At 62.2% G+C, this 13,897-nt stretch carries 10 protein-coding genes; 5 read left to right on the top strand and 5 right to left on the bottom strand.

Going from position 1 to position 13,897, the window contains the following annotated elements:
• Nucleotides 1–158 precede the first annotated feature (158 nt).
• The 5 genes from fdhF (at nucleotide 159) to FP2506_RS08695 (ending at nucleotide 7,204) form a co-directional block, all read left to right on the top strand.
• On the top strand, nucleotides 159–3,005 hold the full coding sequence (fdhF, locus tag FP2506_RS08715) for a formate dehydrogenase subunit alpha (protein WP_007067081.1): 2,847 nt from the start codon (nucleotides 159–161) through the stop codon (nucleotides 3,003–3,005).
• Nucleotides 3,006–3,192: 187 nt separating this feature from the next.
• Nucleotides 3,193–4,038, top strand: coding sequence for a formate dehydrogenase accessory sulfurtransferase FdhD (fdhD, locus tag FP2506_RS08710; protein WP_007067080.1), 846 nt, complete (start codon nucleotides 3,193–3,195; stop codon nucleotides 4,036–4,038).
• A 26-nt stretch (nucleotides 4,039–4,064) separates the two neighbouring features.
• Complete coding sequence (locus FP2506_RS08705; protein ID WP_040489618.1) at nucleotides 4,065–4,313, top strand: formate dehydrogenase subunit delta; 249 nt, start codon at nucleotides 4,065–4,067, stop codon at nucleotides 4,311–4,313.
• A gap of 255 nt (nucleotides 4,314–4,568) precedes the next feature.
• Nucleotides 4,569–5,891 carry a hemolysin family protein gene (locus FP2506_RS08700; protein WP_007067078.1) on the top strand — a complete coding sequence of 441 codons (1,323 nt, stop codon included), beginning with the start codon at nucleotides 4,569–4,571 and terminating at the stop codon, nucleotides 5,889–5,891.
• Entirely contained in the window at nucleotides 5,888–7,204 is a 1,317-nt protein-coding gene (locus FP2506_RS08695; RefSeq protein ID WP_007067077.1) for a hemolysin family protein, read from the top strand. Before FP2506_RS08700 ends, FP2506_RS08695 begins: the two co-directional genes overlap by 4 nt.
• 44 nt (nucleotides 7,205–7,248) lie before the next feature.
• Here FP2506_RS08695 and FP2506_RS08690 read toward each other — a convergent pair whose 3' ends face one another.
• The 5 genes from FP2506_RS08690 to FP2506_RS08670 form a co-directional block, all read right to left on the bottom strand.
• Complete coding sequence (locus FP2506_RS08690) at nucleotides 7,249–7,827, bottom strand: hypothetical protein (protein ID WP_007067076.1); 579 nt, start codon at nucleotides 7,825–7,827, stop codon at nucleotides 7,249–7,251.
• 121 nt (nucleotides 7,828–7,948) lie between these two features.
• Complete coding sequence (locus tag FP2506_RS08685; RefSeq protein WP_007067075.1) at nucleotides 7,949–9,103, bottom strand: osmoprotectant NAGGN system M42 family peptidase; 1,155 nt, start codon at nucleotides 9,101–9,103, stop codon at nucleotides 7,949–7,951.
• Between the two features lie 5 nt (nucleotides 9,104–9,108).
• Nucleotides 9,109–10,905 (bottom strand): N-acetylglutaminylglutamine synthetase, encoded by a 1,797-nt coding sequence (gene ngg / locus FP2506_RS08680; RefSeq protein ID WP_007067074.1) that lies wholly within the window; start codon nucleotides 10,903–10,905, stop codon nucleotides 9,109–9,111.
• Between the two features lie 15 nt (nucleotides 10,906–10,920).
• A complete protein-coding gene (locus FP2506_RS08675) occupies nucleotides 10,921–12,696 on the bottom strand; it encodes an N-acetylglutaminylglutamine amidotransferase (RefSeq protein ID WP_007067073.1) in 1,776 nt (591 codons plus the stop codon).
• A gap of 316 nt (nucleotides 12,697–13,012) precedes the next feature.
• A complete protein-coding gene (locus tag FP2506_RS08670) occupies nucleotides 13,013–13,789 on the bottom strand; it encodes an SDR family oxidoreductase (RefSeq protein ID WP_007067072.1) in 777 nt (258 codons plus the stop codon).
• Between the last annotated feature and the right edge of the window lie 108 nt (nucleotides 13,790–13,897).

The following is a 13,897-nucleotide window of genomic DNA, read 5'->3' as shown; positions in this document are numbered from 1 at the left end:
ATCGACGAACAAGTGATAGTACTGAGCCTTATGACCGGTCACGTACGCTTTCATCGATCTCCGACGATCTCGGCAACGAGAAACGAATTTGCTATACTGGTCGGGCTTCAGGCTAGGCCGAAACCGCCGACCTCACACTTCCCCCAGGGAGGAATCGCATGAGCCTTATCGAAGAAAAAGACTACGGGACGCCGGCTTCCAAAGCCGAGAAGTTGGTCACGCTGACGATCGACGGACAATCGGTTACCGTTCCGGAAGGCACGTCGATCATGCGGGCGGCTGCCGAGGCCGAGATTTTGGTGCCGAAGCTCTGCGCCAGCGACATGCTCGATGCCTTCGGGTCATGCCGGGTTTGCGTCGTCGAAATCGAAGGCAAGAATACGACGCCCGCCTCCTGCACGACGCCGGTCGGCGAAGGCATGTTCGTGAAGACCGAGAGCGACAGGCTGAGCCGCATCCGCAAGGGCGTGATGGAGCTCTACGTCTCCGACCATCCGGGGCAATGGGACGAGCGGAAGGGCGGCGGCGACTGCGAGGTTCGCGAGGTCGCCGAACGCGTCGGGCTGTCCGACGTTCGCTATGATTCGTCAGAGCGCAATCACTTCGATGCGGAACTCGACGAATCGAACCCTTATTTCACCTTCGACTCCTCGAAATGTATCGTCTGCTCGCGCTGCGTCCGGGCCTGCAACGAAGTTCAGGGCACCTTCGCGCTGACGGTCGAGGGTCGCGGTTTCGACAGCCGGATCTCAGCCGGTACGCCGGTCGACGAATTCCTCACTTCGGAATGCGTTTCCTGCGGAGCGTGTGTGCAGGCTTGCCCGACCGAGGCGCTGCAGGAAAAGACAGTGAAGGAGAAGGGTCTGCCGACCTCCTCCAAGATCACCACCTGCGCCTATTGCGGCGTCGGCTGCTCCTTCAAGGCGGAAATGCAGGGCGAGGAAGTCATCCGCATGATCCCCTACAAGGATGGCAAGGCCAATCGCGGCCATTCCTGCGTTAAGGGCCGTTTCGCCACCGAATACGCCAAGCACGAGGAGCGAGTCCTCGAGCCGATGATCCGCGAGACCTACAAGGACCCGTGGCAGGTCGTCTCCTGGGACGAGGCGATCTCGTTCGCGGCGAACAAGATCAAGGATATTCAGGCGAAATACGGTCGCGGGGCCGTCGGCGGCATCTCGTCCTCGCGCTGCACGAACGAGGAAGTCTACGTCGTCCAGAAGATGGTCCGCGCCGGCTTCGGTAACAACAATATCGACACCTGCGCCCGCGTCTGCCACTCGCCGACGGGCTACGGTCTTGCGACCACCTACGGCACCTCCGCCGGTACTCAGGACTTCGATTCGATCGAGCACACCGATGTCATGGTGGTGATCGGCGCTAACCCGACGGACGCTCATCCGGTCTTCGCGTCGCGTATGAAGAAGCGCATCCGCGAAGGCGCGAAGGTGATCGTCATCGATCCGCGCCGTATCGATCTCGTGAAGACCCCGCATGTCGAGGCCGACGTGCATCTGCCGACCCGTCCGGGCACGAATGTCGCGATCCTGACGGCGCTTGCCCATGTGATCGTGACAGAAGGCCTCGTCGACGAAGAGTTCGTCAAGGAACGCTGCGAGGTCGACGAGTTCGAGGACTGGAAGGAATTCGTCTCGGCTGAGAACCGGTCACCGGAAGCCATGGAGATCGTGACCGGCGTTCCGGCCGATCTCGTGAGGCGTGCGGCTCGGCTTTACGCCACAGGCGGAAACGGAGCGATCTATTACGGGCTGGGCGTTACAGAGCACAGCCAGGGCTCGACCTCGGTCATCGCGATCGCAAACCTTGCCATGGCGACCGGTAATATCGGCCGCAAGGGCGTTGGCGTGAACCCGCTGCGCGGCCAGAACAATGTCCAGGGCTCCTGCGACATGGGTTCTTTCCCGCACGAAATGCCGGGCTATCGCCACATCTCGCACGACGAGACGCGCAAGATCTACGAGGACCTCTGGAAGGTTAAAATCGATCGCGAGCCGGGCCTGCGCATTCCGAACATGTTCGACGCGGCGATCGAGGGAACGTTCCGCGGCCTCTACTGCCAGGGCGAGGACATTCTCCAGTCCGATCCGGACACCAAGCATGTGTCAGCCGGTCTCGGTGCCCTCGACCTTCTGATCGTGCAGGATCTCTTCCTGAACGAGACCGCGAACTACGCCAACGTCTTCCTGCCGGGTTCGACCTTCCTCGAAAAGGACGGCACGTTCACCAATGCCGAGCGGCGCATCAATCGCGTCCGCAAGGTCATGGAGCCGAAGAACGGCTATGCCGACTGGGAGGTGACCCAGTTGCTCGCTAGAGCGATCGGCATGGACATGAACTACGCCCATCCCTCGGAGATCATGGCCGAGATCGCTGCGACCACGCCGTCCTTCGCGGGCGTCACTTACGAACTCCTCGACAAGGAAGGCTCGGTGCAGTGGCCTTGCAACGAGGAGCATCCGGTGGGCTCGCCGGTCATGCATGTGGGCGCGTTCATGCGCGGCAAGGGCAAGTTCGTACGGACCGAGTATGTCGCGACCGACGAAAAGGTCGGCCCGCGCTTCCCGCTGCTTCTCACGACCGGTCGCATCCTCAGCCAATACAATGTGGGCGCGCAGACCCGCCGGACGTTGAACACCGTTTGGCATCCAGAGGATCTTCTGGAGATGCATCCCCACGATGCAGAGGAGCGGGGCATCCGCGAAGGCGATTTCGTGAAGCTGCAGAGCCGCGTCGGCGAGACCTCGCTGAAGGTCCACATAACGGAGAAGATGGCCGTGGGCGTGGTTCACACGACGTTCCATCATCCGTCGACGCAGATCAACGTCATCACGACGGACTTCTCCGACTGGGCAACGAACTGTCCGGAATACAAGGTCACTGCGGTTCAAGTGTCTCCGACCAACGGCCCGACCGAATGGCAGGAAGACTACCGCGAACTCACCGAGACGAGCCGTCGGGTACGCTCGCTCGAGGCGGCGGAGTAAGAGAATCGGATTTCGGTCGGGTGCGATACCCGGCCGGCTTCTGATCATGTTGGCCGGGGTTTTGGACTGCCGCCGATAAGCGGTTACCTTCACGACTGGTGTCAGCGACGAAGGCCCAACCCCACGGAACGTCATCTTTGGGACGGAGCCCGAGGATGACGAGAGTTTCGAAGGGTCCTCTCCTTTCATGGATCAAGAAATGAAGCCGGCCCGTTCCCTTTCCTCGATCGCTTTCCGAGGGGGCGCGTTTCGGCGTGAAACGCGGAGTGTGCCGGCGGAGCGAGCGGTAGCGATTTCAGTCGGCGGATCCACGCATGCGGTGATGATGGCTTCGCCGGCCGATATCGAAGATCTGGGGGTCGGGCTTGTTCTCAACGAGCGGATCGTAGACCGGTTCGAGGAGATCGACGCCATTGAGATCGTGGAGACGGAAGCTGGCACAGACTGCCAGGTTCGTCTCGTTCCTGAGCGGGCCGAGACTTATGTCGCGCGCCGGCGGCAGATGACCGGCCCGGTGGGCTGCGGGTTGTGCGGCGTCGAATCTCTCGAACTTGCGGGCCGCGTGTTGCCGGAGGTGACGGCCGGCGAGCGGGTCTCCCCGGAACGGCTCGTGCGTGCCATGGACGAGATGTCGGCAGAGCAGAAGCTCTCCCGACTGACGCGGGCTGTGCACGCCGCTGCCTTTCACAAGCGCGAAGGCTCGATGGTCGTCCTGCGAGAGGATGTCGGTCGGCACAACGCACTCGACAAGGTGGCGGGACATCTGGCGCGCAACGGCGTCGATCCGGCCTCCGGCTTCATCACGATCACCAGCCGCGTCTCCGTGGAATTGATACAAAAGGCGGCCGTAATGGGCTGCGGGTTGATCGCGGCGATCTCTGCGCCGACCGAACTCGCCATTGCCGAAGCCGAGGCCGCAAAGGTGACGTTGGTCGCCGTTCTCCGCGGCGAGGAATTCGAAATTTTCACCTCACCGGACCGGATCGAGGGCGCTCAGGAGCCCCTCGACGCGGACGAAACACTGCTGGCATAGTGCCGGGACACATGGGAGGAATCTCCATGGAGCGCGACAAGCTCGTCTATATGGGAAACCAGATCGCCAAGTTCTTCCAGTCGACGCCCGAGGGGGCGCGCTCGCAAGGGGTGGCCGATCACATCAACAAGTTCTGGGAGCCACGGATGCGCACCCAGCTCTTCCAGAAGGTCGAGGCTGGCGAGACGAGTGAGTTTCATCCGCTTCTCCTCGAAGCACTCCCGCGCATCCGCCGGCCGGAAAAGCCGCTCGAAGAACGCGCGGACCACCAGTAATCGCAGGGTCATCGCTCGTATTGAGCAAGTTTGCTCACGGGCGACCGATCTGACGCAGCGGCACGCCATCGGCATCCTCGTCAAATCCGACTCTTCAAAACCGACAATGAGGGCGTGCGGACCGGCGACTTGATCGCGCCCGAAGGTGGTGCGCTTCATAGGAGTTCCGTTTGAAGCTGCTGCTACCGGCTCTAGCTCTGTGCCTCAAGGCGTGGGCGAGACCCATGAATTTGGTCTCTTGGAGTTAGTGCCGGTATGGGCCTCGCCATCGTCGTTCTCGTCATCTGCCTCATGCTGCTCGGCAACGCGTTCTACGTGGCCGCCGAATTCGCGGCTGTTTCCTCCAGTAAACCCAAACTCGAAGCGAAAGCCGAGGACGGCAACGCCAGCGCGGCCTACCTCGAGAGGACGATCACCGACGAAGAGCGGATGGATCGATACATCGCTTGCGCGCAGGTGGGCATCACGCTGACAAGTCTCGTCATCGGGGTCTACGGCCAGCGCGCGCTCCTGCCCTATGTCGGCCCGCAGCTCGACGCCGTGCTACCATCTGGCTGGACGAGTGCCGTGGTAGGTGCACCGCTGGTGCTGATCGTACTGACAGCGCTGCAGGTCATCTTCGGCGAGTTGTTCCCCAAGTCGATCGCCGTTCGCGCGCCGGAATCAACCGCGATGAAGACCGCGCGTCCGATGCGCTGGTCTTTATTGCTGCTCGGTCCGTTCATCACGCTGCTCAACGGTTCGGCGATGATCATCATGCGCTGGTGCGGCCTCGACAAGCCGAAGGAGGCTGGTGACGAGCACAGCCACGAAGAATTGCGCCAGCTCATCGAGGACAGCCTGAAAGGCGGCGTCATCGAGCGCGACGCACATGAGATGCTGCATCAGGTGCTCGCCTTCCAGGACCGGACGGTCGGTGAAGTGATGGAGCCTCGCGCGCGGATGAAATTCATGAATCGGGAGCCCAAAGCAAAAGCCGCGTTGGAGATGATGCTGGAAACGCCGTTCACGCGATTTCCCGTGATCGATGGTTCGGAAACGAAGAAGCCCGAAGGCTACGTTCACATCCGAGACCTCTACGATCTCGCCAGCGAAGATCCCGAAGCGTCGATCGACCGGATCATTCGTCCGGTCCAGATACTTCCGGATAGTCTCACTCTGGCGGAGGCCTGGAACAAACTCGAAAGCAAGCGTGACACGATCGCGGTGGTGTTCAACGAGTATGGCATCGTTTCCGGCCTCGTGACGGTGGAAGACCTCGTCGAGGAGATCATCGGCGAAGTCGTCGACGAGTTCGACGAGGAGGAGGCGCGAATTCAGAAGAAGGGCGACCGCATCGTCGTGCGTGGCGACGTCCTAATCAGCGAGGTCAATCGCGAGTTCGGGTTCAATTTGCCGGAAGACCAAGCCGACAGCATCTCCGGTCTCATCGGGCTGAAACTCGGCGTCGAAGACGGAAAGCGCGGATCGAAGGCCGAGGTCGACGGCGTGACTTTCACCGTCGAGGCGGTGGAAAACGGCCTGCCGCGTTTAATTGCCTTTTCGAAATCGGCGATACGGCCGCAGGCGGCACGATGATCGGGCTCGGCATCATCATCCTTCTCATCGCAGTCAACGGAATCTTCGTCGCGATGGAATTCGTCATCGTTGGCAGCCGTCTGTCGCGGCTCGAAGCGTTGTCGAGCGGCGGCAAGACGATCGCCGAGAGGCTGGAAGGCGCTGAGGCACAGGATCGATATGTTGCGGTCGCCCAGCTCGGTATTACGCTCGCCTCGATCGGCCTCGGAATGTATGGCGAGCACCAGATCGCCATATGGCTGGAGGAGCCGATGGCGGCTCTCGGGATCGACGGCGCAGCCGTTCATCTCGCCGCGCTGATCCTTGCCGTCGTCATTCTTACCTATTTTCACGTGGTGTTCGGAGAGATGATCCCGAAGGCCCTGGCTCTCAAGGGTGCGGACAGGCTGCTGATCGCCATGTGGCCGCTGATCCGCTTCTTCGAGCTCGTCTTCCGCCCGTTCGTCTGGGCTCTCAACGTCATCAGCCAGTCGCTTCTTTCGCTGTTCGGACTGAACCGAAGCGAGGCTCGCTACTACACGCCTCGGGAACTGGCGGCGATTGCAGAGGACTCTGGGGAGGGCGGCTCCATCGCCCGCGAGCAGGCCGAGTTCATTCAGAACATCGTGCGCCTGCAGGGCCGACGGGCGGAGGAACTGATGACGCCGCGCCGGCATGTCATCACGCTCGATCTCGACCATAAGACCGAAGCCGATTATGCCGCGACGATCCTCAACGCAGGACCGAGCCGCATTCCGGTGACGCGCGGCGGTCTCGACAGCGCGATTGGCGTCGTCCACGTCAAGGACGTCATCCGGCACAAGACGGAAGAGCAAACACCGCTCGATGCAGGCGCGCTCATCCGAATGCTGCATCCATTACCGAAGACGCTGGCGAGCGTCGACACCGCGACCCTTCTCGACAACATGCGCAAGCACGGAACCCACATGGCACTCGTAGCCGACGAGCATGGCAGCGTTCTCGGCGCCGTCGCCTTCGAGGACGCGATCGAAGAAGTTGTGGGAGAGGTCCACAGCGGTTTCGAGATCGATGTGCCCGACACGGAGGATCATGGGGGGCGGCGGTGGAAAATTCCCGGCACGACGCCGCTGTCGCGCCTGCGCGAGCAATATGGGTGGACGTTGGAAACCCAGGCCTCCAGTACGATCGCAGGGCTCCTCCTTGAGCATCTGCGCAAGGTGCCCGAACAAGGAGACGTCGTCGAAACTGACGGACTGCGGTTCGAAGTGGAAGCGGTCGAAGGACTTTCGATTTCCAGGGTCAGGGCCGAGAAGCTCGAAACCGGTGGCGACGCAGCGAATCTCGACGCGTGATTTGAAGAGAGCCGGGCGAGGTCGATCCGGCGTTATTCGGTGCATCAGCTCCGAAAGTGAGCGTCAGATTCAGTTCCGGGTTCATTCGCTTCATCTTCGACCGGCGGCGGGCGCCGCTCTGCCATTCGCCAGCGCACTTCGCCGTCGTACTTCTCCTGAAGCTCGGTCAACCGCGCCTCGGACACGTCTAGTTGTCCCCCAAGAGTTCGGGCCCGGCGACGCTGGAAGGCAATGGCTACGAGGAAACTGCCGAGCGCGGCGAAGCACCCAATTGCGAAGACGCGGCGAGCCGACGGATCAGTGACCGGCTCCGTACCAACGAGTGCGGCAATCGCAAGGAAGGCGGCGGCGGCGAGCGCAAGCGGATTGCGCGTTACAATTAGGGTAACGAGAAGCGCGCCAAGACCGATCATGGCCACCATAGGATGGCTCTCCGCGCGCTGCGTCAGGATCGCGAGCCATTGTTCGAAAAGCTCTAACCCTGGCCCGTTCAGCCAGTCCCTTACCGTCTCGGAGATCGTCCCCAATTCGTTCCAGGCATCGGCTACGCCGTCGCCGAACTGAGCGATGAAGTCGTCCATCTTCTTTCCGTGCAGCCATCCCGCAACATCGGTTGCGGGCAATGCCGCTCCCTGTACCGGGAGAAGCCTATTTCAAGGACGAGGCATCTCGCAACCGTAGGAGCAACCCTCCCCAGGCGAAGGCGCAATGATGCCCGCATCGCTCCGAGAGCGGGGAGCCAGCTTATTCAGCCGGATTTGAGTCCTCGGCGAGTTCCTGACGCGCTTCGTCGTTCGGTTGGCGCGTGAAGCCCTTCAGACCGGCATGCAGATTGCGGTCGCGTTCGATCTCGACCGGGGACGTGACATAGGCGGTCACGAGCTCGGCGAGGGAACGCAGTGCGTGGACATGGATGCGCTCGTAGCCGTGGGAGGCGTCGACACCGAAGGTGATCAGCCCGGTGCGCACGTCATGGCCCGCCTCGATGGCAGAGGCCGAGTCGGAGCGGTAGTAGCGGAAGATGTCGCGCTGGTGTTTGATCTCTTCCTCCTCGCAGAGGCGGATCAGTTTTTTCGTCAGATGATAATCGAAAGGCCCGGTCTGATCGGCCATCGCGATGGTAACGCCGAACTCGGAGGAGTTTTGCCCCGGTGCGGAAGTGCCGTTGTCGATGGCAATCATCGAGGCGATGTCGGGCGTGAGGATCGATGAGGCACCGACGCCCACCTCTTCGGCGATCGTGAAGAGCCAGTGGATATCGACCGGCGTCGATACGCCCTCTCGCTCCATCGCGTGGAGGGCGGCGAGCATGACCGCGACACCCGCCTTGTTGTCCAGATGACGGGAGACGATGTAGCCGTTTTCGAGGAATTCAGGCTGCGGATCGATGGCGACCATGTCGCCGATGTGAATGCCGAGCTTTTCAAGTTCATCCAGATCGCGCGACAGGGCGTCGACGCGCAGTTCGACGTTGTTCCAGCCGATGGGCGCTGTGTCGATCTCGTCATTGTAGGTGTGGCCGGATGCCTTGAGTGGCAGAATGGTGCCGCGGTAGATACCGCTGTCTGAAAAGATCTGCGCCCGCGCGCCCTCTGCGAACCGGGCCGACCAATGGCCGACGGGTACGAGCTCCAGCCGACCGTTCGATTTCAGGTATTTGACCTGCGCGCCCAGCGTATCGACGTGGCTGACGATGGCGCGGGCCGAAGCACGGCGCGAGCCCTGACGAAGCGCGGTGATTGCGCCGCGGCGAGTGAGTTCGATCTTGAGACCGAGCCGTTCGAGCTCCTTGGCGACGTGGCGGACGACGGTGTCCGTGTAACCGGTGGGGCTGGGAATTTCGAGAAGTGCCTTGAGTTGCTCCGTCAGGTAATGCGTGTCGATGACGAGGCGTGGCACTGATATTATTCCTTGTGTTTCCGTTTCTTGTTGCGGGCGCTGCGCGTTGCATACGGGATCGAGAGCGGAAAGAGAAGGTCTATGAACCGCTCGGCCGTCGGCTGTGGCTCATGGTTGGCGAGGCCTGGCCGCTCGTTCGCCTCGATGAAGACGTAGTCGGGTTGGTGCGGTTTCTTGATCATGAGGTCAATCCCCGTGACGGGGATTTCGATCGCACGTGCCGCATTCACCGCAGCTTCGACCAAGTCCCGATGCAGCTCGCCCGTCACGTCGTGGATCGTGCCGCCGGTGTGGAGATTGGCGGCCTTGCGCACGGCGATCGTCTCGCTCTCGGGTAGAATGTCCTCCATGGCGTAGCCGGCATGCTTCACGCAACGCGTCGTCTCGCCATCCAAGGGAATACGGCTTTCGCCGCTGGTGGCGGCGGAGCGGCGTCGCGACATTGCTTCGATGAGCTCCCGGATGCTCGTTCGACCGTCTCCCGTTATCTGAGCGGGCTTGCGCAAGGCGGCCGCGACGACGCGATAGTCGATGACGATGAGGCGGAGGTCGTCACCCTCGAAGCACGCTTCGAGAAGCACGCGTTCGGAGACTTCGGACGCGGTCTTGATGGCGGCTTTGGCGTCCTCGAGATTGTCGATGCCGACGGCGATGCCGCGGCCCTGTTCGCCGCGCGCCGGCTTGACGACGATAGAGCCGTGTTCCTCGATGAAGGCCGCAATCTCGGCGTCGTCTGCCTTGTCGCCGTCGATCTGATCGGGGACCTTCACGCCGGCTGGCTCGACCATTCGGCGCGTCACCGTCTTGTCGTCGCAGATCGACATGGCGACGGCGGTGGTGAGCTCCGACAGACTCTCGCGGCAGTGGATCGTGCGGCCGCCCTGGGTCAGGCGGAAGAAGCCGCCCTGGCCATCGGTGACCTCGGCATGGATGCCGCGTCGGCGCGCCTCATCGACGATGATGCGGGCATAGGGGTTCAACTCCTCGAAGCCCTCGTCGGGGCCGGTGAAGAGCTTCTCGTTGATCTGGTTCTTGCGCTTGACCGCGAAGAAGGGAACGCGGTGGAAGCCCAGCTTGTCGTAGAGCGCGATTGCCTTGTCGTTGTCGTGCATGACCGAAAGGTCCATGAACGAGCAGCCGCGCGCCTGGAAATGCTCGGAGAGACGCCGCACGAGGCTTTCGCCGATGCCGGGATGGACAGCCTGCGGGTCTACCGCGAGGCACCAGAGCGAGGAACCGTTCTGCGGATCGTCGAAAGCGCGGCGGTGGTGGACGCCGGTGACGGTGCCGACGATGGCGCCGGTCGTCTCGTCCTCTGCGACGAAGTAGGTGAGGGCGCGGTTGTCGTGATTGGCGGTCAGGAAGGCCGGATGCACCTGTACCATGTTTCGCGTCTGGTAGATGCGGTTGATCTCGGTCCCGTCCTGCTCGCTCGACATGCGGCGGATGAAATAGCCGCGCGGGCGGCGGGAACTCGGCCGGTAGGTGGAGAGATCGAGCCGGTAGGTGTGAGACGGATCGAGAAACAGCTCCTGCGGCGCGTATGCGAGAAGCACATGCGGATCGGCGACATAGAAAGCGATGTCGCGCCGGTCCGGGCCTTCCTCGCGTAGATTCGCGACGAGATTGCCGGTGTCCTGGAATGTGTGCGCGAAGACGAGCCGGCCCCATCCGCAGTCGAGAAACGCGTCCTGCTTCACGTCCTTGAGGTGCCGGCCGATCTGCGAGGTAGGCGCAGTCAGACTGGCCGATCGTTTGCGTCGGAGGCGGAGTTCAGCGTTGGATTTCGGTCTTGGCTGCATTTCCGGTGAAACCAATCAAACCCCCTGCGCCTGCAGCCACATCTCCAGAAGGGCTACCTGCCAGAGCTCGGAGCCGCGCAGCGGCGTGATGTGCTCGGACGGGTTTGCAAACAGCGCGTCGGTGTATTCTTTGCGGAAAAGCCCTCGAGACTTCGCGGCGTCCGAATGGAGCGCGTCCTTGACGAAATCGAGCGTCGGGCCGGAGAGATATTTCAGCTGCGGGACCGGGAAATAGCCCTTCTTACGGTCAATCACCTCGGACGGGATCACCTGCCGGGCGACTTCCTTTAGAACGCCCTTGCCGTCCTGCTTCAGTTTCTCGTCGGCGGGTACGCGCGCGGCGAGCTCGACCAGTTCATGGTCGAGGAACGGCACGCGGGCTTCGAGCCCCCAGGCCATCGTCATGTTGTCGACGCGCTTGACCGGGTCGTCGACTAGCATGACATGCGCGTCGATCCGCAGCGCCTTGTCGACGGCCTCGGTTGCGCCTTCCATGGCAAAGTGGTTCGCGACGAACTCCTTCGAGACGTCGGTCTCGGGCATCCATTCGGGATTGAGATGGGTGCCGAGGGTCTCATGATCGCGGTCGAAGAAAGCGCGTTGGTAGGCGGCGAGCGGATCGTTCGCGCCGGCGACCTTCGGATACCAGTGATAGCCCGCGAAGACCTCGTCTGCGCCTTGGCCGGACTGTACCACCTTGATGTGCTTGGCGACCTCACGCGAAAGCAGGAAGAAGCCGATATTATCGTAGGAGACCATCGGCTCCGACATGACTTCGATCGCCTTCGGAAGCTCCTGGATCAGCTCGTCGCCCGGCACGAAGAGCTTGTGATGCTCGGTTCCGTAGTGATTGGCGATGAGATCGGAATATTCGAACTCGTTGCCGACCTCGCCATTGGCATCTTCGAAGCCGATGGAGAAGGTATTGAGGTCCTTCTGACCCTTCTCGGCGAGGAGGCCGACGATGAGCGAGGAATCGACGCCGCCCGACAAGAGCACCCCGACCGGCACATCGGCAACCATGCGGCGGTCGACCGCAAGCTTCATCGCCTCCATCACCATGTCGCGCCAGTCGTCGGAGGTCAGCTTCTCGTCGCCGGATTTCGGTGCGAACTCCGGCCACCAGAAGACTTCGTCGTCATAGGTGCCGTCGGCCTCGATCATCCGCGTCGTCGCGGGCGGCAACTTGCGCACCCCCTTGAGGATCGTATGCGGCGGCGGCACCACGGCGTGGAAGGTCATGTAATGGTGAAGCGCGACCTTATCGATGCCGGTGTCCACGTCGCCCGACTTCAGGATCGATTGCAGCGATGAGCCGATAAAGAGGCGCTTGTCGTTCTGCGAGAGATAGAGCGGCTTGATGCCGAAGCGGTCGCGGGCGAGCATCACCCGCCCGGTCTCCCGCTCGTGGATTGCGAAGGCGAACATGCCATGAAAGCGCTTCACGCAGTCCCGGCCCCAGGCGTGGTAGGCCTTGACGATGACCTCGGTGTCGCCGGTCGAGAAGAAGGTGTAGCCCTTGGCTTCCAGTTCCTTCTTGAGTTCGGGATAGTTGTAGATGCAGCCGTTGAAGGCGATCGTCAGCCCGAGAACCGGATCGACCATCGGCTGCTCGGCCTTCTCGGACAGGTCGATGATCTTGAGGCGGCGATGAGCGAGGCCAACCCGGCCGCGCATTACTTGGCCCGAGCCATCGGGCCCGCGCCGGGCCAGGCAGTCGCCCATGCGCTGAACCCGTTCCGGCGAAGCGTTCTCACCGTCGAAGCGGATTTCACCGCAAATGCCACACATGGGGACCCCGTCTGTCGTTTCGATCGATCTTCCGGGCACATATAGACGACCGTACGGTATGAGAAACCGGGAAAAGGCTCAAATTTTTTGCAGTGCGGGAGAGTTATTGCTGCCGCAACTTACAAATTGATCTTCATTTGGATTGAAGTTGAGATGAGATTTTCGCCCCTCCGACTTGCAGCGACAGCATCCTCAGCACTTCAGGTTTGCGCGGTAGCGCACCGGGAACAGTCCGGCGACGATCATCCAGCGGCCGGAGGAGTGGGGCGGGGTTGGAACTGCGTGCGGAGCGGCCTTGGCGCCGACCAGAGGGCGGTTACAGGACCGACAGCATCCCACCATCGACATAGATCATCTGGCCGTTCACGTAGGCGGAGGCGGGAGAGGCGAGGAAGACGGCGGCGCCGACGAGTTCCTTCGGTTCGCCCCAACGACCGGCCGGCGCGCGGCCCTTCACCCAGGCGTCGAACTTCGGATCTGAGACCAGCGCCTCGTTCATCTCGGTCAGCATGTAGCCGGGGCCGATGCCGTTCGCCTGAATGCCATGCCTGGCCCATTCGGCGGCCATCCCCTTGGTGAGGAGCTTGATGCCGCCCTTGGCGACCGCATAGGGCACCACCGTCGCCCGACCGATCTCGCTCATCAGCGAACCGATATTGACGATCTTGCCTTCGCCGCGCGGGATCATGCGCCGGGCCGCCACCCGTCCGACGAGGAAGGCGGCGGTGAGATTGGTGTCCATCACCCGCTGCCAGTCGGAAAGCTTGAGCTCCACCATCGGCTCGCGGTGCTGGATGCCGGCATTGTTGACAATGATGTCTACGGCTATCCCTTCGCTGTCGAAGCGCTCGAAGGCGGCTTCGACGCCGGCCTCGTCGGTGACGTCGAAGGGGGCCTCGATCACGTCGTGGCCGCTTCCGCGAATCTCTTCGGCGACGGGTTTCAGCTTGCCGGCATCGCGCCCGTTGACGATCAGCTTCGCGCCGGCATCGCCCAGACCTTCGGCGATCGCCCGTCCAAGCCCGCGCGAGGAGCCGGTGACGAGAGCGGTCCGGCCGGTGAGATCGAACAGCGGATTGGCTTTTGCTGGCATCGCCTCGTCGTTCCTCGAAGTTCGATAGAGTATCTGGCCGACGTTCTACGCATCGCCGGCCGCTTTGTCCGAACGGGCCGGCCTAAAACCCGGCATGGCCCGTCCTAT

Source organism: Fulvimarina pelagi HTCC2506 (genome assembly GCF_000153705.1).
GTDB classification, from domain to species: domain Bacteria; phylum Pseudomonadota; class Alphaproteobacteria; order Rhizobiales; family Rhizobiaceae; genus Fulvimarina; species Fulvimarina pelagi.
The sequence above is the reverse complement of the archived record's forward strand: the minus strand, read 5'-3'. Positions and strand labels throughout refer to the sequence as shown.